This window comes from Rheinheimera sp. (genome assembly GCF_030824435.1).
Taxonomy (GTDB): domain Bacteria; phylum Pseudomonadota; class Gammaproteobacteria; order Enterobacterales; family Alteromonadaceae; genus Pararheinheimera.
This window is the reverse complement of the sequence record NZ_JAVBXS010000011.1, coordinates 14,762-33,777: the sequence shown is the minus strand read 5'-3', so window position 1 is coordinate 33,777 and position 19,016 is coordinate 14,762. Positions and strand designations below refer to the sequence as shown.

The following is a 19,016-nucleotide window of genomic DNA, read 5'->3' as shown; positions in this document are numbered from 1 at the left end:
GCCGCAGTCAAATTGAAAGCAGTTACATTTTTTTAAAATGCTATGAAAAAACAAACGGCAAAAGCGGCAGCTTTAACAACAGATGCCACAATGCCCGAAAGAAAAAAGCAGAAAAGGAAATAAACACCGGCCAGACAATAAAAACGACCGGTTTTTTGTGTAACGGCGGTATCAGACAACTTCAGCGGCGTGACCTGACAACAAAATTTATGCTGCCTGCTGAGTCAGACTGATATAAGCGGAGTGCTCAAGCTCTTTTTGCTTGCAATAAATCCCATTTATTGCCGTATAAATCAACAAACACCACCACTGTTGCATACTCTTCTTCGCGTGGTTGTTCCAAAAACAGCACTCCAGCGTCCAGCATACGTCGGTAATCAGCCCAAAAATCATCAGTCTGTAAAAATAACCAAACCCGGCCCGCACCCTGACCGCCAATCAGTGCCTGTTGTTCTGCTTTGGAAGCTTTGGCCAGCAACAAAGCGCCCTGACTGCTGCCACCAGGGCTGACCACCACCCAACGTTTATCCCCTTGTGTGCTGTCTTCCTTAAGTTCAAAACCAAGTTTTTTGGTATAAAACTCAATGGCCTCGTCATAGTCTGCCACCAGCAAACTCACCAGACTCAGATGTTGTGCCATAAAAACTCCAATATTCTCAGCTGCCAAGTAAACCTAAATCTATGGCTTTGAGTACAGCTTTAGTGCGGTCGCGCACCCCTAATTTTAATAAAATGGCCGACACCTGATTTTTTACCGTGCCTTCCGATTTAAATACACTTTGGGCTATTTCCCTGTTACTAAAACCAGCAGCCATTAAACGCAGAATTTCCAGCTCTTTGGCGGATAAAGTGTCGATGGGCAAAGCGACTGGGGCAGTGTGATTGGTTTGTCGTAAAAACGACTGCAAAATTTTATCTGTGATAGCAGGTTGCAACAAGCTGCCGCCGTTTTTTACCTGATAAATAGCATCTACCAGCACTTCAAGCGCCACGTCTTTGAGTAAATAACCGCGGGCACCGGCCTGCATGGCCTGCAACACCCGCTGATGATCATCAAAGGTGGTCAGAATAATCACAGGTACAGTGCAGGCAGCTGCTGCCAACAGTTGCAGGGCCGCAATGCCGTCAACCTGCGGCATCTGAATGTCCATCAGTACCACATCCACCTGATGTTGTGTCACTAAAGATACAATATCAGCACCATTGGCTGCCTGTGCCACCACTTCAAGGTTGGGCGCCAGACTGAGTAAACTGATAATGCCCTGACGCACCAGGGTTTGGTCGTCAATCACCGCCACTCTAATGTTCATATTTTTTCTGCCGTTAAAGTGACGTCTATTTGCAGTGCCTGTTGTTGCCTGCTCAGCAACAAGATACCACCTGCTTCTTCAATACGTTCACGCATTCCCTGCAGGCCGTTACCTTCTTGCAAGGGCCAGCTTTCACAATGGCCGTTGTCCAGATAACGCAAATGCAGTTGTTGCTGATGACGCCAGACTTCCACACTGGCTTCGGTGGCTTTGCCATGACGGATACTGTTGGTTAAAGCTTCCTGACAAACGCGGAATAACAAGGATGTTGACAGTGGATCTAAAGTTAAATCTGCACTGATTCGGCAATCGAGTTTTAATTGCGGAAAATTTTGTGCCAAAGCCCGGCATTGGCTGGCCAAATGTGGTTTTTGCGGTTCGCGTAGCTGCGACACTGTATAACGAATGTCCTGCAGCAGTTGTTTTGCCAGCTGATGACAATGTGCCAGCTGTGTCTTATGCGCGCTGTCGGCCTGATATTCCGCTACCTGTAGCTGAATCACCAAAGCGGTCAGGTGATGTCCCAGACTGTCGTGTAAATCACGGGCAATCCGCAGTCTTTCGCCATCAGCCGCCTGTTCAGCCAGTTTACCTTGTACATCCAACAGTTGTTGGTGGGTTTGTGCCAGGGCTTCTCTTGCCAGAGTTTCAGCACGGGCTGTGCTCATGGCATAAATGGCAAAAAACTGAAAGGTGCCACAGACCAGCAACATCAGATAAGCACTACTGTGACTGTCAAGATAAATGGTCATAGCAATTGAAGGCGCTAAAGCCGGAATAATCATCCAATACAGATATTGTTTGGGTAAATACCAGGGCAATAAAGCGACCCAAAGTACCGCCAGACCAGGGGTAAAACCATAAGGCACCAGCATTGCATTCAGCACCAGCAATAACCACATCAGCCCAAGACGCAGATATTGGGGGCGGTTGGGCGTTTTGTCTTGGGCTGCAATGAAAAGCAATAAAAACAGTAGCAAACTGACAGCGACACTGATGGCCTGCCAGCTGACAAGGCCATAATTGCCAATAGCGCCTTTCAGCTGGATCCAGCTAAAAGCCGCCCAGCTGATTTGTGCCGCCAGATTTTCTTTTTGCAATAATGCACGCCACCAGGGCAGTTCTGCTTTGTGTTGCAGCTTGCCTGCTGTTGTGATTGTGGTACTGGCGGACTTTTCTGTCATAACAAGACTAAGCTCATGATTTATTTACTTTAGGTTCAGCGCCAGTATGCCTTTGTCGCCAGGGGGCGGCAATAGGCCACAAGTCATACCGGCGATTGTGACTTTCGGCACTATAGCCTGGTCGTGGTAAGCCTTAGACTGAGCACATCCTGAACCTTGTGGAAATAAATCATGTTACATCTGCATCAGTTTTTATTAATCGCTCATATTATTGCCGGCTCTGTTGCGTTGCTGTTGTTCTGGGCGCCTATGCTGGCCAAAAAAGGCAGCCCGCTGCATCGCAAAAGTGGCCGTTATTATGCGTATTTGCTTTATGGGGTTTCGCTCAGCGGTGTCGTGATGTCGGCCATGGTGCTGATTGCGCCTTTGTATTTTAAAGCAAAATATTTAACACCTGGCGCCGACCCGGCTGTTGTTGCTGCTAATGTGCGGTTGATGGCGAGTTTCTTGGGGTTACTTAGTTTATTAAGTTGGGTGTCTATCCGTCAGGCTGTGCTGGTGTTGCAGTTGCCAAAAAACGCCAGGGTGTTAAAAACACCACTGCATTTGCTGGCGGTGGTGTTACTGCTGGTTGCCGGGCTTTATGTGTTTTGGCTGGGCATGGCCAAACAACAAACTTTATTGATTGTGTTTAGTGTGGTGGCAGTGCTGAATGCCGCGGGAACATTACGGTTTATCTTTAAAACAGCACCAGGCCGGATGGAAATTTTACGTCAGCACATCAGCAATATGCTGGGATCTGCCATTGCCATTTACACCGCGTTTTCGGCTTTTGGCGGCCGTGGTTTGCTGGAACTTTCGGCGACAGGGCAGCTTGTCAGCTGGCTGGCTCCTTCTGTGATCGGTATCGCTTTTATGATGTGGTACAACAGAATGTATAAAGACAAAACAACAGCACCTAAAACTGCGGTGCCACAAGTGGTCTGAGGCCGGAGCTTTAAGCCTGAGACTCAGGTCGGCGCCCGAAACCCAAGCTTGAAACCAGAGCCTTGCGCTGGAGTGAAAGCAGCAGTTGTTGTTATACTGCTGCTCTTTTGCTGCCAACCCCGAGGCCGGTTATGTCAAATTCCCCATCTGCAACGTCAAACAACGAGCTTGAACTCTGGTCGGTTGACGAGTTATGTGACCACGCTTTTAGTATTTTTGAAGAACTGGCTTCAGAAAATTTATCGGCTGAAGACTACAACTTGTATCAAAGCCAGTATGAACAGCGCGCTTATGTGGATTTAGTGCCACCCAGTGCAGACTGGGTAGAGCTGATTCAGGCTGAGTTAGAGCCAGAGCTGCATTTTGAAGCGCTGATTGGTTTAACAGGTGAAAACGGCGGCGCTGACATTGTATTAGCGCGCATTTTATTAAGCCGGGAAAAACACGACGCTTTATGCCATGCCCAATGGCGTGGTCAATAGCGGCGTGGACAATAGCTGCGTGGACATTAACAACGGAATGAACAGCAAGATGGCCTCTTTGCAGCAAGCCGTTATTATCCGACAGGCCGATATGACTGTCAGCCAATGGGCAGGTGGCAGCACGAAACAACTGGCTATTTACCCGGCCCATAGCTCGGTAGCGGCGCAGGATTTTCTCTGGCGTTTTAGCTCTGCCACTGTGGAGCAGGATGGCGACTTTACCCTTTTTCCCGGGCATCAAAGGTTATTGGCGCTGCGCCAAGGCGCTGGTTTTAGCTTGACAGTTGATCAGCATCAGGCCGTGGTCAGCAGCCCATATCAGACTTTACGTTTTGCCGGCAGCAGCCAGAGCAGCGCAAAGTTAACTGCTGGTGCTATTACCGACATTAACCTGATGCTGGCACCAGGTTATCAAGGTAATTTACAAGCGTTGTCTTTATCGGCAAGTTGGCAAACTTTGAAGATTGCTAGGCCTGAACACAGCACTTTATTGTTCTGGTGTGAACAAAGTGACCTTGAGATACGCAGTGCCGGCCAAAGCTGGCAGTTGAGTGCAGGTGATTTATTACAGTTAAACAACTGGCCTTTGTCGCAGCAGCCACAGTTTTGTGCACCACAAGCTATTACCGCACATTCGCTGGTGCTTGGCTGGTTTAAGGCTGATAACCCGGAAAGTTGATAACGGCGGCTGACAAAACAGTGGCACCTTCTGCAATAAAAACCTGATATGGAAAATACCTCACATTGCCATGCTACCGGCAATGATGGTGTGGTTATTCGTGATGACTGAGCTTATTGCAAAGCAGTCAGTAATATTGTTGTGGCTGGTTCTATCCCGAAGTTCTTTGTAAGTTATTGGCAGTTATTTAACTGCCAATAAAGTATCCAGCAACCATGCCAGCCGCACGCCAGCCTGTAACAGCCGTTGTTCCACCACAGGGCCGTCGCGTAACACCTCTTGTTCATCCAGCAACATACCGGGGCGGTAATTTTGGTACACCTTGCGGGTTTGTTGCAGCGACTCGTTGGCCCACTTTAGCGCGTCCCCTTGTTTCCAGCTCTGGATATTGCGGGCGGACACTTTGGCAAATTTTTGTTGCAGCAGTTGGTCGTTTTTTTCATAACCCAAAGTGCGCAGTAAACCGCTGTCCCAGACACCGTGTAAATTGGCAGGCTGTTTTAAAAAATACACTGCAGTTTTATTGCCACCTAAATCGTCGGCGTAACTGACATGCAAAGGCTGATGTAAATCGGCAATAAAGTGGCTTAAAAACAATAAAGATTGCAGTTTTTCCACGGAGTTTTGTGTGGTTTTCAGCACAGCGCTGTGGTGGCGGATGGCAGACAATAAACAGCCAACACTGGCGCAATCTTTATGTGCGACTTTTTTGGCATCTCTTGTGACATTAATAAAATGGTGCGGTTTGCTGTAACTAAAAGCCGGTTCATTGCGCGCTTCATCCGGCCAGACACAACCTTTGGCAAAAGTTTCACCCGGTTTAAATTGCAGCAGGGCATCAATTTGTTGTTGTGTTGTTTTAGCTGCTTGTTGATAAGCCAGCTGGCAAATTTGCTGATGGCCGGTGCGGCCAAAAGCCGTGGCTGCAGATGAATAACCCAACAGCAGCAGGCTACTGAACAACAATATAAAACGCATAAAAACTCCGTTATTTTGCCAAACACTTTTCAGCATGATTTTATTCAGCACAACTTTTCCGGAACAACTTGTGCCCTAACTATTGGTACCAGAACAACCTTTGTCAGAGCCCTGGACGCTGTTATTCAGCCACCAGCTCTGTCACTTGCCAGCTGGCAGTGCCATCGGCCAATAAAGCTGAAATTTCGCCAAAAGCCGCTTTCATTTCTTCCGCCAGCGTATAAGGCGGATTGATCACCAGCATACCTGAGCCTGTCATACCAAAACCTTCGCTGTCGGCTTTTGGGCAATATTCAATACGCAATTGGTTGCGAATACCGGTATTTTTGATGGTTTCAATCACAGCTTCAATACTGCTGCGCTCAATCACCGGGTACCAGATGGCATAAGTGGCTTGTGGAAAACGCTGATAAGCCAGCTGCACACCTTTGACCAGATCCTGATATTCGGTTTTTAGCTCATAAGGTGGGTCTATCAGCACCAGACCGCGTTTATGCAGCGGTGGCAACATGGCTTTAAAACCGGCATAAGCGTCCATTTGTTCGATGCGGCTAAAACCACGTTTTAAAAATTGCGCCTGTAATAGCGGAAAGTCGGTTGGATGTAATTCAGTGGCCTGAATGCTGTCAGTGGCTCTTAATAACATTTTGGCAATGGCAGGGGAGCCCGGATAAAAAGCCAGCTCGCCATCAGGGTTTAACTCTTTAATCAGGTCTAGGTAGGCATTGAGTGCCGGGCTTTGAAAAGCGCCTTGTTGTGCTTTAGTCATTAAGCGGCCAATACCGTCTTTATATTCACCGGTTTTTTGCGCTTGTTCAGCCGCTAAACTGTATAAACCGGCGCCAGCGTGGCTGTCGTGGTAACAAAACGGTTTATCTTTTTTCTTTAAATACAAAATGATAGCAACTTCGACCAGATGTTTAATCACATCAGCGTGATTACCGGCGTGATAGCTGTGGCGATAACTCAGCATAAAAGAAGGCTCCGGGCGCAAAACAGGCCCTTAGTATACAAAAAAGCCCGTCAGCTTACTGCTTCAGGTGACAAACTCAAGTTGAATCTTCGCCGCTTCAGGCAATTAGGTTAGAATAAGCCATACTCCGGCCCTTAAATGCGGCTTTTTTACGTTGGCACTTTGAGATTGCCGGCGCTTAGTGAAGGAATAAGTTGTGTCAGCAGAAGCAAAATCAGGTCGGCCACAAGGTAAAAAACCAGCAGGGCGTTATGCCGCAGATAACCGCACAGGGCAAAAATCAGAACGTGTTTCAGCTCCGCATCAGGCCAGAAAAAATGCCGAACAGGGCAGTGAAAATGCTACAAACAGCAAAAATTTATTGCAAAAACCCTGGATGAAAAACGGCAAAAAACCAGCGGCGCAGCCAAAACAACAACAGGCTGATACCGCTGCCACTAAATCGGCCAGCGCTGCTGCGCATAAAACTGTTAGCGCGGCTGTGCTGAAACAACACAAACTGGAAGAAACCAAGGTACAAGGTGAAAACGCCTGCCGGGTGTGTTTTCGCGAGCGGCCTGATGCAGTAGTGAAAATGTATCTGGAAGCGGCCATGGCGGCCAAGTTTGCCGATGTAATGAAATATTTAGCTGCCAATAAAAAAGCTTATCATCTGGTCGACAGTGCTGAGCTTGAAAAAATCAGCGGCAGTTCACACCACGGTGGTGTGGTGTTTGTGGTGAAACGTAAGCCGGAACAAACACTTGCTGCTTATCTGGCAGCCAATAAACATAAAAAACACGACTGTTTACTCGCGCTGGATGGCGTGGGCAACCCGCATAACCTGGGTGCCATAGTACGCAGCTGCGCCCATTTTGGTGTGCAGGGTGTCATTATGACCCAACCTGATTTATTACAATCCGGCGCTGCCGCCCGCACTGCCGAAGGTGGGGTTGAGTTTGTCGCCGGCCTTGCTTGTGACCATCTGCCTTTGGCGTTAAAACTCTGCAAAGAAGCAGGTTATAGCCTGATCACCACGTCAAGCCATGCCGGTGTTTCTTTATATAACAGCAAACTTGGCCACAAAGTGGTGGTGGTGTTTGGTGAAGAAATGGATGGGGTTTCTAAACAAGTAGCCAATAGTACAGACGTAGCGCTGCAAATTCCGGGCTCAGGCAAAGTAGAGTCGCTGAATGTCAGTGTGGCGGCCAGCCTGATTTTAGGAGAATGGTACCGCCAGCAACAAAGTTAAGATCGTTGTATTGGCAAGCAGCTGATGTAAGGACAATAAAGGGGTAATATTGCCCCTTTTTGCTGTTGTGTATGTTGTTATACACCAGATGACGTTGCTTTTTTGCCTTGCCACACTTTGCCGGTTAAAGCCCAGACTATACAGCCGCCCCAGGCAATCATCGACATACCTGCCGGAATATTGGCCAGAAAAATCAGTTTTAAATGTGGGCGGTTAAAAAAGATCGCAAGCAGGCTAGGCACAAACCAAACCACTAAAAAGGTTGGCACAAACCATAACCAAAAACCTAAACTTGCACCTTCAAAAGCGGTAAATAATTGATCCATATTCTGTATCCTCCGGGTTGTTGTTTGGAGCCGGTGTTATGAGCGGCAACTGGATACAGCTTAAGGTGATTATTGTTTAAGCAGCGAAAGTAAATGATAAACGGCTGAATAAGCCGATTTTTGGTGATTTAGCTTGATGCAGTGGTTCAGGCTTTTAACGCATCGGCCAGTTGCTGGCTGATGGCAAGCACCAGACTTAAATCTGCCTGCTGCGGATCTTTGAGTAATTCATGTAACACAATGTCGGCCAGGCTAATTAAATCCTGCCTTAATTCCAGCGGATAAGGATGTTCGTCATCTTGTAGTCTTGCCCTTAATGTCACCCAAAAAAACCTGCAGTCGGCCATCACCTGCAGACGGGCAAATTCATCGTCACCGGCCAGGCAATGGCTCAGCTGATAACACAAACGGGCAAAAATTTGCTGCTCCAGTGTTTTACTGTTCAGACCAAGCATCTGATGTTGTTGATAGCTTTCAATAGCTTGTTTCATAAAACACTCTTTAGCTAAGGCGAGGCTGATACAAGGTTGCATTTGATGTTTCAGCATCTGCTTATTCAGATGAAAAAGAAAGCGGCTTTTAACAGCCGCTTTGGTTTTTCTGTCACAACATTGCCCGGCAATAAACCCAGCGTGCCTGAGTTATACCAGCGCTCAGTTAAATAACGATAATAAACTGCTGTTGTTTTTACTGTTGCTGCTACCCGACAAACCTTCGAGCTGAGTTTTAATACGTTCAGCGGCGGAGCGGGCGAACTCCAGTGCTTTTTCTTTTTGTTGTTCTTTTTCAGCAGATAAAGTGCTGCCGCCATTTTTGGCGTTTTCCAGCTGTTTCACCGATTTGGCAACTGCTGTGCTGGTTTCAAGGCGGCTGCTGATATCTTTGTCAGCTTCTTTTAACCTGCTGGCGGTCGCGTTGGTGGTTTTTTCGGCATTGGCCAAAGAGCCGGCTTGTTGTTCATTGCCATCCAATAAAGCGCGGGCCTCAGCGGCCGAGCCAATTTTTTCTGGTAATAACAAGCCTTTAGCCGATTTACTGCTCGCCACTTCCAACTCACCGCCTCTGGTATTGGTTGACACGCTGATGCCTTTGTCATCCCGCAATAAATTGGTTTTATTGTCGCCATTTTTCACCGTTGCTTTGTCCTGACTGGCAACAATATTTTCCCGCAGTTTTTGATAATCGGCCTGCAATTGTTCCCGCTCTTTGCCTGTGACATTGTCATCGGCCAGTTTAGTCGCGACGTCCCGCACTTGTTTTAAGCTGTTGCCAATCTCTTTATTGGCCGTGCTGGCGGCGCTGATCGCGGTTTTGGCATTGGCCTGACTTTGTTGTACTGCGGTGTAACGTTCGCTTTCACGGCTGCTTTGATTGCTGCTTTGGCTGGTGCTCTGCTGTGCCGGTTGGTTGCTGGTGCTACTGGTCACCGGATTAAACTGACTGCTTTGCACCGATTGCAGATAACTGGAAATGGTAAGGGCCATGACAAAACTCCGCGCTGTTAGGGGTAACAGATAGAGTTTACCTAAGGAGTCACAAATATGCTGCTTTGTTGTGCGAATAAGCGGCAAAAAATTGCCGCTTATTTATTGTTTGCTGTAAAGGTGCTTGCTGTAAAGATGGCTGGCTAAAGAGCTGCTGGTGGTTAAAGACCGCTAAAACGTTGTTTTAATGTTTGTAACTGGCGACGGCTGACTTCTATTTCACTGCCGTCGTTTAACACGGCCAGCATAGTGCCGGCGGCCATACCGGGTTCAAGCTGACTGATTTGGTCAATACGGATAATATCGGCTCTGCTGCTTTTAAAAAAATATTGTGGGTCCAGTCTGCTTTCAATACGGGACAACGAACTTAATAAAAAACTTTTGCCATAAGGGGTATACACAGCACTGTGATTACCAATACTTTCAAAACGGCTGATTTCACAAAGTCGTACTATGCGGTTTACTTCGCCAAATTTCAGCAATAAGCCATGTTGTTCCGGCAGATAGTTGATGCTGCCATCTGCGCTCTGATCTTGCTCTGTACGTTGTTTTACCCTTTGCAGCGTATTAGCAAGACGCTGTGGATCCAGCGGTTTGACTAAATAATCCAAAGCATTCAGTGCAAAAGCGTCCAGTGCATAACTGTTAAAAGCGGTGCAAAACACAAATTGCAGCTGGGGATGCAGCTCAGCGGCAAACTCAAGGCCACTGACTTCTGGCATCTGAATATCTAGAAAAATCAGATCAATAGCTGACTGTTCCAGCACAATCCGCGCTTCGGCCACACTGGCGGCTTCAGCCACCACGTCAATCTGCGAATGCTGGCTTAATAAACGTTTCAGCTCAGAGCGTGCCAGGCGCTCATCGTCCACTATCAGGGTTTTAATCATTGCTCAGCTCCATCTGCACGCTGTAAAGTCCGGTTGCTGTGCCGGGTTTGTGGTTGTGCACTTTTAAGGTGTTTTGACCCGGCATCAACACCAGTCGTTGTTGTAAATTGGCAAGACCGGTTTGGGTGCCACTTTGGCTGCTTGCATGGCGGTAACTGTTTTGCACTTCCAGTTGCCAGCGACCGCCAGGTAATTGCCTGCTGCAAATACGGATAAAACCGGGCTCTGAGTTAGGGCTGATACCATGTTTAATGGCATTTTCCACCAAAGTTAATAAAGCCAGGGTCGGCAGTTTTTGTTGCCAGCTGTCTGGCGTGATGTCCAGTTCCAGCTGTAATCTTTGCTCCAGCCGCACTTGTTCAATGGATAAATAATGTTCGGCAATACGCCACTCTTCTTCCAGCGTTGATATAGGCCTTAAATGCGCCTGTAAATGGGTGCGGAAAAGTTCAGACAGCTGAGTCACTGTGTCGGCGGCTTTATGTTGATCCTCAAAAATTAACGCGCGGATGCTGTTTAACGCATTAAATAAAAAGTGTGGGCTTAACTGATTGGTCAGCTGCTGCAGCCGGCTTTGTTCCAGCTGTTGCTGCATTTGTTTTTTACTTTTGATGTTGTGCCACATCAGATAGACCAGAGTCCAGATGCCAAAAACCACGGCCTGGTTAAAAGCGCCAATCAGCAGCAGCGATTGGTCCTGAAACTGCATCTGAAATTCACCCTTAGCTGAGCTAAACACCATATGGGTAATGTCGGTGAGATCTAAAAAACCAATTTTCCCAATAGCGACCGACAACAACATGCTGATAATCCCGAGTATATAAAGCAGGGTTGCCAGCCGCAGCAGCTCCCAGCCAAAACGGCCTTTGGGAATAACATGCAGTTTCAGATAAGGCCGCACAAAAAAGTGCGCCAATAACACAAAAGCCAGAGTGTCCAGCACACTCCGTAAAAATACCGCCAGTTGTTGTACAGGACCAAGTTGGCTGAACATGGCCTGCATCACACTCCAGTAAGCAATAAAACCCAAAATAAAGCTGATCAGAGTGCCAATTTTATATTCGCGGCTTGTTGAAAAACTAAGTTGCCAGAAAGCGCGCAGTTGTTGGCGAAATGGCAAAAGGGCGGTTGTGTTATTCATAGGTTCCGACATCTACAGGTTGCAGCTGCTGCTTGCTGACCGGTTGTGAACTCAGGCGTTTATGCAAACAGGCTGATGAAACTAAGAGAAAAAGTAACCCAATTTAACAGCAGGGCACCAGTGGCATCGTTGTTCAGTGTTGTGGTGAATCATATTGTCATAGTACGGGGCGGGAAGGGGAAAAAACGTGATTTCCGGTCTTTTTCACGGATAAAAGGTCAGGTTTTTGTTTTGTTAAAACGTAAAAAAGGCCACCTGAGGGTGGCCGCGTCAAAGTAGCAGGGGAAAACAACAGTAAGATCAGTCTTCGGCAACATTCACCGGGCCATTAATTTGATTGATATTCAGCTCACCAGAGCCATCATCGTGAATGGTTAACCCTTTGCTTTGTTCAACCCGGATATCACCGGATCCATCGTCGATAGTCACAATACCGGCAATTTGACTGACTTTCATATCACCAGAGCCGTCATCAATATGCACATCACCAGCAATATTGCTGATCTGTACATCACCAGAACCATCTTCCAGCACCAGACTGGCACCGTTATCAACAGCTAAATCGCCTGAGCCGTCATCAATACGCATAGCCCCTTGCAAGCCTTGAATAGTTGTGTCGCCAGAGCCATCGTCTAAGGTCAGGGCAAAATGTGCAGGAACTTTGACAACAAGGTCAATATAAGGACTGTTGCCATAAGAAAAACCACGATCAAAATCTGCGACCAGTCGGGCATCGTCCCCTTGCTGTTCCAGCGTTAAGTTCAGTTCTGCATCGTCACGGCTGTAAATCTGAGCAACAACTTCAATCTCAGTGCGGCCTGCTTCACCCTGGATTAACAAAGAGCCGGCACCGGTATCTGCGGTCAGGCGTTGCAGGTTGTTGCCATCAAGCTTTAACACTTGTTCAGTATGATCAAGCGACACGGACGACGGGCCACCCACATGAATAATACAGCCGTTTAATAACACGGCGGCAGCAACGGCAAAAGCAACAGGTTTTAACAGATTCAGTGAAGTATTTTTAGTAGTCATGGCAATTCCTTATGAAGTTTGGATACAGCGGGAGAGCAATTTAGGTGCCATTCTTTAAAGTGTTATAAATTAATAACTTACGATTGAAGCTAACATAAAGGCTGAGCCGAAAACTAAAAAAGTGGTTAATTCCACCACTTTTTACCATTGTTTTTAATGAAGTTTTATCGGGCTTTGAGCTTTAACCAGTTTGCGCCAGAGTGCGGCTGGCTTGTTGCTGGTAACGTTTCAGCAAAATTTCCACCCTTTTTACATAAGCCCTGGTTTCGGCATAAGGCGGAATACCATCGTATTTGGCAACGGCGGAGGGGCCGGCGTTATAAGCGGCACTGGCAAGACGAATATCACCATTAAAATTTTGCAGTAGCTTTGCCAGATAAGCGCTGCCGGCCAGAATATTACTGTGGCTGTCAAAACTGTTTTTAACACCCAATTCCCTGGCCGTTGCCGGCATCAGCTGCATTAAACCGCGCGCGCCTTGCCGGGAAACAGCTCTTGGCTGAAAACCTGATTCGGCGTGGATCACGGCGCGGATCAACGCTGGATCCAGCTGATGTGTGCTGGCCGCTATTTTGATACTGTCGTTAAATTGATCGGTAAATAATCTGGTTTTTTGCCAATCGAGGTTGGAGTCGGGGCGGCAGGCGTAACAATCAAACTTCAGCAATTTGTAGGGCTGATGCATAGGTGCCCGATCGGAAAACGCCACCACACCATTTTTTTGGGTGTACTGATACACATTGGCTGCTGTTGCCAGCTGACAATAAGCCGCACTTTGTAATAACAGCAATAAGCCGGTGCCGAAGCGCCAGCCAGTTGTATGGTGAGGACAAAAAAATAACACAGGCATCAGTATGTCACAGCAAGGATCCGGCTTTTATCAAAGCTGTTTTTTGCCGGAAAAGCAAGTAAAAAACAAAGTAGGTAATTGCAGGGAAACCAAATATAAGATGCTGATTTATAGTTATTTGTTCCTAAATTGTTCTTTGTTTTTTACGTCAGTATGCTGCTTGATTACAAGGGCTGACTTTGCAGTAGCGAAGCATTACGTTAAGGTAGCGCCGCTTTTAAAAGGAAGATCAAATCAGGAATTGGTGATGACAACAGAAATCAGCACAACAACAAGTTTCAGTGGTAAAACCATCAGTGGCAAAGAGCAGGTTGGCGCCGGGTTTTCACTGCAGCTGATGCAGCAGGCACAACAAAAAGCATGGCAGGCACTAAAAGCGATTCAACATGCACTCAAACCCGGCATCACCGAAGTAGAAGCGGTGTTATTGGCCAAAGATATTTTAACGGCCCACGGGGCGGATAGATTGTGGCATCCGGTGATCATCCGCTTTGGCGCCAATACCACCAAAACTTATGATCAACCTTCAGATCGCAGTATCAGATTAGCGCAGGACGACATTGTTTTTATTGATATAGGCCCGGTGTTTGCCGGCCACGAAGCCGATGTGGGTGCTACTTTTGTGCTGGGCGATGATGAAGAAAAACAGCGTTGTGCCGCTGCTGCAGAACTGATTTTCCAGCAGGTAAGGCAACGCTGGCTGGATTTGACCATCAGTGGTGAAGCTTTGTATCAGTATGCAGAACAGCTTTGCTGTGCCCTGGGTTATCAGCTGAATCTGGCGATTAAAGGGCACAGAATTTGTGATTTTCCACACAAACTTTATCAGGGCGGTAATCTTGGGGATTTTTCTGCTGTGCCAAGGCCTGGTGTTTGGGTACTGGAAATTCAGCTAAAACACCCAAACCTGGACTTTGGTGCTTTTTATGAAGATGTATTGCTGGAGTCTGAAGCTGCACTGGAAACTGCAGAGCCAGCTGTAGAATAAAGCTCTGTTATTATCTGGCCGGGCTTGTGGTGTCGCCTATGGTGTCAAAAGCCCAATACCATCTCAGCTGCATTACAAGCTGATACAAAGACCAGCCCAATATCCACAGCTGTTAATGGTTTTTCAGCACTACAGTGCGAAAACGCTGAATATTCAGTTTTTGCATCAGTTGTTCAAGCGACTGCAGATAAGGTGTGTGAGCCGGTTCCAGCTGATGGGCAAAATAAAACATTTTTGCCGCCAGACGTAGTTCATTTTGCTGCAGACAACGTTTGGCCAGTTCAGCATGAGTTGCTGCTCTGTCTTCGGGGTCTATGATCAAGTCAAAAGCGTGGCGATACAGGCAGCTGGCAAAAACCCTGCTGCTGTTATCTGGCATCTGATGTAGTTCTTTAGCGGCCAAAAACAGGTAATCCACCACTGTATGCATCTGATGCAAGGCGGCGTAAACCACAGCGGCATGGCAAAGTTCAGCCAGAGACACTGTAGCTTCGGCCACTTCCTGTTGATAACGGCTAAGCAATTGTCCTGCCTGACTTTCATTCTGTTCAAAACAACAAAGATGCGCTTTTAACAACAATTGACTGTTGACCAGTGGCAGATCTTTGTCTTCTTCCAGTTGCTGTAGTAATTGTTTTAACTGAATTTTGTAGACAGGTGCTTTAAAGGGGTCTTCATTTAATGTCAGCAGATATAACATTGAACGGGCCTGGGCTACGGCAAGTTGTAAAAATACTTCACCTTTTCCGGCAAGACGTTGTTTACGTTCAATAAACTCAAAAGCCTGTTCTGTTTTTCCTGCCAGAACCAACACCAGATGTACCAGCCGCACCATATTCATCGACATACCAACATTCGGTATTTTTCCGGCGACTTCAGCTGCTTTGGCATAATTATGTTGTTGTATTGCCAGATAAATCTGCCAGAGTTCACGGCGCTCTTCGTATTTGGCCAGTTCCTCCGAAGGGTCTTGCAAAAAAGCTTCACAGGCAGCTAGATCGCCTCTTTCATAACGAATTTTAAACAAAGCCCATAAGGCCCAGCCTTGTTTTTCTGCCAGCGGATTTTTCAGCAAAGGCAAAGTGGCGTCAAACTGACCCAGATCCAGCAGCAATTGAACCTTCAGCTTTTGCAATACAGGTTGTATAGCGGCCGGCACCTGCTGGCGCTGGGTGTGCAACAACATTTTTAGGGCATCGCCATAACGTTGCAGACCTGCCAGACTCAGAATAGGTTTGAGCCAATCACTGAACATCACGTGTTGTTTTAGTTCGTTGTCCAGATGCACTTTATTAAAAGGGCGCTCCAGATATTCCACCTGATGATAAGGGTATTCGATGGCGTATTTGGCTCTGTCATTTTGTGCAGCTAACAACACCAGCCGGGTGCGGCTTGGTAAAATACCCGCGCTGATCATTTGTTCTACCACTTCAGCGCCCGTTTTATTTTCATCGGCACCATAATCGAGAAAAATCACGTCGTAAGGCAGTTTTTCACTTTGACTTAACACTTCATCGACGCTGCGGCTGCTGCTGAGTTTTTTAATACCAAGGCCAAGTAACATTTGCCGGATCAGGTGCAATAAATCCTGATCGGATTCAATGACCAAAACCTGTAGTTCAAACAGTTTACTAAAATCTAACTTTAGCTGACTCAAGCCTTGACCTCTTGTGCACAATGCATGTTATTTTTTGGAAAAAAGCCATTTTTATCAGTGGGTAACTGCATGCAAGCTTAGCTGTGATTAAAGATTACTGCAAAAAGCCAAGAGGCGAAATAGCAGGGGGTACTATGATTTGGCTCCAAACAAGGCTAAAGTGTCGCTGCTTCATTGTCTTTGCTCAGGAACTGCGCTTTTAATTTGTTTTATCGATTAGGCATATTGATTTTATTCGTTATGCCGAATTGTCATACCGCGGTACTATGATTTTAACGCCAAGACTTTCAAGCAGAAAGTCCGGATTTTAACCACAATATGGAGAATGACGAATGTCTATTATCAATAGCAAAATCAAACCTTTTAACGCTCAGGCTTTCCATCAGGGTAAATTTGTTTCTGTGTCTGATCAGGACCTGATCGGCAAATGGTCTGTTGTTTGTTTTTACCCGGCTGACTTCACTTTTGTATGCCCAACTGAATTAGGCGACCTGGCTGACTTCTATCCTAAGTTCCAGGAAATTGGTGTTGAAGTATATTCAGTATCAACTGATACCCATTTCACGCACAAAGCGTGGCATGACGCTTCTGAAACCATCAAAAAAATCAACTACCCAATGGTTGCTGACCCAACAGGTGCTATTACCCGTAACTTCGACGTGATGATTGAAGAAGAAGGTTTAGCTTTACGTGGCACCTTCGTGATCAACCCTGAAGGTGTGATTAAAGTTGCCGAAATCCATGACCTGGGTATTGGCCGTAGCGCTGCTGAACTGTTCCGTAAAGTTCAGGCTGCACAATATGTTGCAAACCACGACGGCGAAGTATGTCCAGCTAAATGGACGCCGGGTGAAAAAACTCTGGCTCCTTCACTGGACCTGGTTGGTAAAATCTAAGCTTTCCCAAGCTGAAAAAAAGCCGGACTTGCTCCGGCTTTTTGTTTTTTATCAAAAGCTAAAAACCTGTTTTTATGGGTAAGTTCACTTCACTTACATGCGCTGCCGTTTGGGGCTGTTTCAACAGCGGGGGCATAACCCCTTGGTGTGACAGCTGTACTTTCAATAGCCATTCAATCGGCAGCCATATTTTTGCAGCCTGATGAATGTTCATTCTTTTAATCGCAATTATAGATTGGTTGAATTTGTTTTATTCGTTATTTAAGTTCAGGAATTTTGGTTATGATGTTTTTATCAACTTCAGGGGTGTTGCCACAGTAAGAAGCTGACGGCAGCGCTCAGGGTATAAACCCAAACTTATTTGTCACAGTGTCATAAGGAATTAAAAATGTTAGATGCCAACCTGAAAAATACGCTGCGTAGTTACCTGCAAAATTTAAAAACACCGGTTGAGTTGTCTTTGGCTGTTGATCAAAGCGAAAAAGGCCAGGAACTCAAAGCATTAGCGCTGGATATTGCCACTTTGTCTGAGCTGATTCTGGTCACCGACAACCCAACAGCCAAACGTATTCCATCAATGCTGGTGCGCTCACAGGCCAAAGGCACTGAAATTACTTTTGCCGGTGTGCCTATGGGCCATGAATTTACCTCCCTGGTATTGGCGCTGCTGCACTCAGGCGGTCACCCAATTAAAGAAGAAGCGGCTGTGCTTGAGCAAATTGCGCTGCTGCCAGGTGAGTTTAATTTTGAAATTTATGTGTCGCTCAGCTGCCAGACCTGCCCGGAAGTAGTGCAGGCACTGAACCTGATGGCGGCGGTGAACCCGAAAATTAAAACCAATATGATTGATGGTGCTGTGTTTCCGGACGAAGTCAGCAGCCGCAATATTATGGCGGTGCCAACGGTGTTTTTAAACGGTGAGCAGTTTTCGCAGGGCGCTATTAGCCTTGGCAATATTCTGAATAAAGTGGATGCCAGCGCAGCCAGCCGTCAGGCAGAGAGCCTGGCGAAAAAAGACAACTTTGATGTACTGGTGATAGGTGGTGGCCCTGCGGGCGCTGCAGCCGCTATTTATTCAGCCCGTAAAGGGTTAAATACCGGTGTGCTGGCGGAGCGTTTTGGTGGTCAGGTGGCCGATACCGTCGGTATTGAAAACTTTATTTCGGTGAAAGAAACCGAAGGTCCAAAGCTGGTTGCCAATTTAGAAGCCCATGTGCGCCAGTACGAAGTGGACATTATGAACAGCCAAAAAGCGGTCAAACTGACGCAAAACGAGCTGTTTGAAGTAGAGCTTGCCAACGGTGCTGTGCTGAAATCCAAAACCGTGATTCTGTCTACCGGCGCACGCTGGAGAGAAATGAATGTGCCTGGTGAAAAAGAATACCGTGGCCGTGGTGTGGCGTATTGCCCGCACTGTGATGGTCCGCTGTTTAAAGGCAAAAGGGTTGCTGTGATTGGTGGTGGTAACTCTGGTATTGAAGCGGCCATCGACCTTGCCGGTATTGTTGAACATGTCACAGTGCTGGAATTTGACAGCAAACTGCGTGCTGACGCTGTGCTGGTGAAAAAAGCGCAGTCGATGGGCAATATAGAGATCATGCTGAATGCACAAAGCACTGAAGTGTTGGGTGATGGCAACAAGGTCACAGGTATCAACTACACAGACAGAGTGACGGGTGAAGCCAAACATGTGGCCCTTGCCGGCATTTTTGTGCAGATTGGTTTAGTGCCAAACACTGAATGGCTGCGTGGCACAGTAGAATTAACCAACCGCGGTGAAATTATTGTCGATAGTCATGGTCAAACTTCATTGAAAGGTGTGTTTGCGGCCGGTGACGCCACCAATAGCCCATTTAAGCAAATTATTATTGCGATGGGCTCAGGTGCCACAGCTTCATTAGGTGCTTTTGACTATCTGATCCGCAACTAACTTTCGAATATCTCCTTTTTACCGCAGCTTAGGCTGCGGTTTTTTTTGGCTTAAATCA

The 19,016-nt window shown here is 46.9% G+C and carries 21 protein-coding genes; 8 read left to right on the top strand and 13 right to left on the bottom strand.

The window, feature by feature from the left end:
* Positions 1–233, top strand: a 233-nt coding sequence (locus RCH83_RS01105; protein WP_306518184.1) for a hypothetical protein, incomplete at its 5' end; no start/stop codon positions are given.
* Between the two features lie 14 nt (positions 234–247).
* Here the strand turns inward: RCH83_RS01105 and RCH83_RS01100 are convergent.
* From RCH83_RS01100 to RCH83_RS01090, 3 genes are read right to left on the bottom strand one after another with little or no spacing between them, the layout of a single operon-like run.
* The gene (locus RCH83_RS01100; protein WP_306518182.1) at positions 248–640 is read right to left on the bottom strand and encodes a VOC family protein; all 393 of its coding nucleotides are present in this window, start codon (positions 638–640) and stop codon (positions 248–250) included.
* A gap of 16 nt (positions 641–656) precedes the next feature.
* A complete protein-coding gene (locus RCH83_RS01095) occupies positions 657–1,310 on the bottom strand; it encodes a response regulator transcription factor (RefSeq protein ID WP_306518180.1) in 654 nt (217 codons plus the stop codon).
* Positions 1,307–2,494 (bottom strand): sensor histidine kinase, encoded by a 1,188-nt coding sequence (locus tag RCH83_RS01090; protein ID WP_306518178.1) that lies wholly within the window; start codon positions 2,492–2,494, stop codon positions 1,307–1,309. Before RCH83_RS01090 ends, RCH83_RS01095 begins: the two co-directional genes overlap by 4 nt.
* A gap of 171 nt (positions 2,495–2,665) precedes the next feature.
* On the opposite strand from RCH83_RS01090, the gene RCH83_RS01085 reads away from it, so the two are divergent.
* The 3 genes from RCH83_RS01085 to RCH83_RS01075 all read left to right on the top strand — a co-directional run bounded on the left by RCH83_RS01085 (position 2,666) and on the right by RCH83_RS01075 (position 4,582).
* Entirely contained in the window at positions 2,666–3,421 is a 756-nt protein-coding gene (locus RCH83_RS01085) for a hypothetical protein (protein WP_306518176.1), read from the top strand.
* A 131-nt stretch (positions 3,422–3,552) separates the two neighbouring features.
* On the top strand, positions 3,553–3,903 hold the full coding sequence (locus tag RCH83_RS01080; protein WP_306518174.1) for a DUF440 family protein: 351 nt from the start codon (positions 3,553–3,555) through the stop codon (positions 3,901–3,903).
* 49 nt (positions 3,904–3,952) lie between these two features.
* Positions 3,953–4,582, top strand: a complete 630-nt coding sequence (locus RCH83_RS01075; protein ID WP_306518172.1) for a HutD family protein — start codon at positions 3,953–3,955, stop codon at positions 4,580–4,582.
* Positions 4,583–4,765: 183 nt separating this feature from the next.
* Here the strand turns inward: RCH83_RS01075 and RCH83_RS01070 are convergent, their stop codons facing one another.
* Together RCH83_RS01070 and RCH83_RS01065 are read right to left on the bottom strand one after the other, a co-directional pair.
* Positions 4,766–5,560 (bottom strand): S1/P1 nuclease, encoded by a 795-nt coding sequence (locus RCH83_RS01070; protein WP_306518170.1) that lies wholly within the window; start codon positions 5,558–5,560, stop codon positions 4,766–4,768.
* Positions 5,561–5,681: 121 nt separating this feature from the next.
* Entirely contained in the window at positions 5,682–6,533 is an 852-nt protein-coding gene (locus RCH83_RS01065; protein ID WP_306518169.1) for a 23S rRNA (adenine(2030)-N(6))-methyltransferase RlmJ, read from the bottom strand.
* Between the two features lie 196 nt (positions 6,534–6,729).
* Between RCH83_RS01065 and RCH83_RS01060 the strand changes: the two genes are divergently transcribed.
* Positions 6,730–7,764, top strand: coding sequence for a tRNA/rRNA methyltransferase (locus RCH83_RS01060; protein WP_306518167.1), 1,035 nt, complete (start codon positions 6,730–6,732; stop codon positions 7,762–7,764).
* A 77-nt stretch (positions 7,765–7,841) separates the two neighbouring features.
* Here the strand turns inward: RCH83_RS01060 and RCH83_RS01055 are convergent, their stop codons facing one another.
* From RCH83_RS01055 to RCH83_RS01025, 7 genes are all read right to left on the bottom strand, one after another.
* The gene (locus tag RCH83_RS01055; protein ID WP_306518165.1) at positions 7,842–8,090 is read right to left on the bottom strand and encodes a superinfection immunity protein; all 249 of its coding nucleotides are present in this window, start codon (positions 8,088–8,090) and stop codon (positions 7,842–7,844) included.
* Between the two features lie 146 nt (positions 8,091–8,236).
* Positions 8,237–8,581 carry a flagellar biosynthesis regulator FlaF gene (locus RCH83_RS01050; RefSeq protein ID WP_306518163.1) on the bottom strand — a complete coding sequence of 115 codons (345 nt, stop codon included), beginning with the start codon at positions 8,579–8,581 and terminating at the stop codon, positions 8,237–8,239.
* 162 nt (positions 8,582–8,743) lie between these two features.
* The gene (locus RCH83_RS01045) at positions 8,744–9,574 is read right to left on the bottom strand and encodes a hypothetical protein (protein WP_306518161.1); all 831 of its coding nucleotides are present in this window, start codon (positions 9,572–9,574) and stop codon (positions 8,744–8,746) included.
* A 161-nt stretch (positions 9,575–9,735) separates the two neighbouring features.
* Positions 9,736–10,464, bottom strand: coding sequence for a LytTR family DNA-binding domain-containing protein (locus tag RCH83_RS01040; protein WP_306518159.1), 729 nt, complete (start codon positions 10,462–10,464; stop codon positions 9,736–9,738).
* On the bottom strand, positions 10,457–11,617 hold the full coding sequence (locus RCH83_RS01035; RefSeq protein WP_306518157.1) for a sensor histidine kinase: 1,161 nt from the start codon (positions 11,615–11,617) through the stop codon (positions 10,457–10,459). Before RCH83_RS01035 ends, RCH83_RS01040 begins: the two co-directional genes overlap by 8 nt.
* A 288-nt stretch (positions 11,618–11,905) precedes the next feature.
* The gene (locus RCH83_RS01030) at positions 11,906–12,637 is read right to left on the bottom strand and encodes a DUF4097 family beta strand repeat-containing protein (protein ID WP_306518155.1); all 732 of its coding nucleotides are present in this window, start codon (positions 12,635–12,637) and stop codon (positions 11,906–11,908) included.
* 181 nt (positions 12,638–12,818) lie between these two features.
* Positions 12,819–13,487 carry a lytic transglycosylase domain-containing protein gene (locus RCH83_RS01025; RefSeq protein WP_306518153.1) on the bottom strand — a complete coding sequence of 223 codons (669 nt, stop codon included), beginning with the start codon at positions 13,485–13,487 and terminating at the stop codon, positions 12,819–12,821.
* A 247-nt stretch (positions 13,488–13,734) separates the two neighbouring features.
* Here RCH83_RS01025 and RCH83_RS01020 point away from each other — a divergent pair, with 247 nt between their 5' ends.
* Positions 13,735–14,475, top strand: coding sequence for a M24 family metallopeptidase (locus RCH83_RS01020; protein ID WP_306518151.1), 741 nt, complete (start codon positions 13,735–13,737; stop codon positions 14,473–14,475).
* Positions 14,476–14,587: 112 nt separating this feature from the next.
* Here the strand turns inward: RCH83_RS01020 and RCH83_RS01015 are convergent, their stop codons facing one another.
* Positions 14,588–16,132, bottom strand: a complete 1,545-nt coding sequence (locus tag RCH83_RS01015) for a hypothetical protein (RefSeq protein WP_306518149.1) — start codon at positions 16,130–16,132, stop codon at positions 14,588–14,590.
* Positions 16,133–16,464: 332 nt separating this feature from the next.
* Here RCH83_RS01015 and ahpC point away from each other — a divergent pair, with 332 nt between their 5' ends.
* Positions 16,465–17,028 (top strand): alkyl hydroperoxide reductase subunit C, encoded by a 564-nt coding sequence (gene ahpC, locus RCH83_RS01010; protein WP_306518147.1) that lies wholly within the window; start codon positions 16,465–16,467, stop codon positions 17,026–17,028.
* A gap of 388 nt (positions 17,029–17,416) precedes the next feature.
* Positions 17,417–18,958 (top strand): alkyl hydroperoxide reductase subunit F, encoded by a 1,542-nt coding sequence (gene ahpF, locus RCH83_RS01005; RefSeq protein WP_306518145.1) that lies wholly within the window; start codon positions 17,417–17,419, stop codon positions 18,956–18,958.
* The last annotated feature ends 58 nt before the right edge of the window (positions 18,959–19,016 follow it).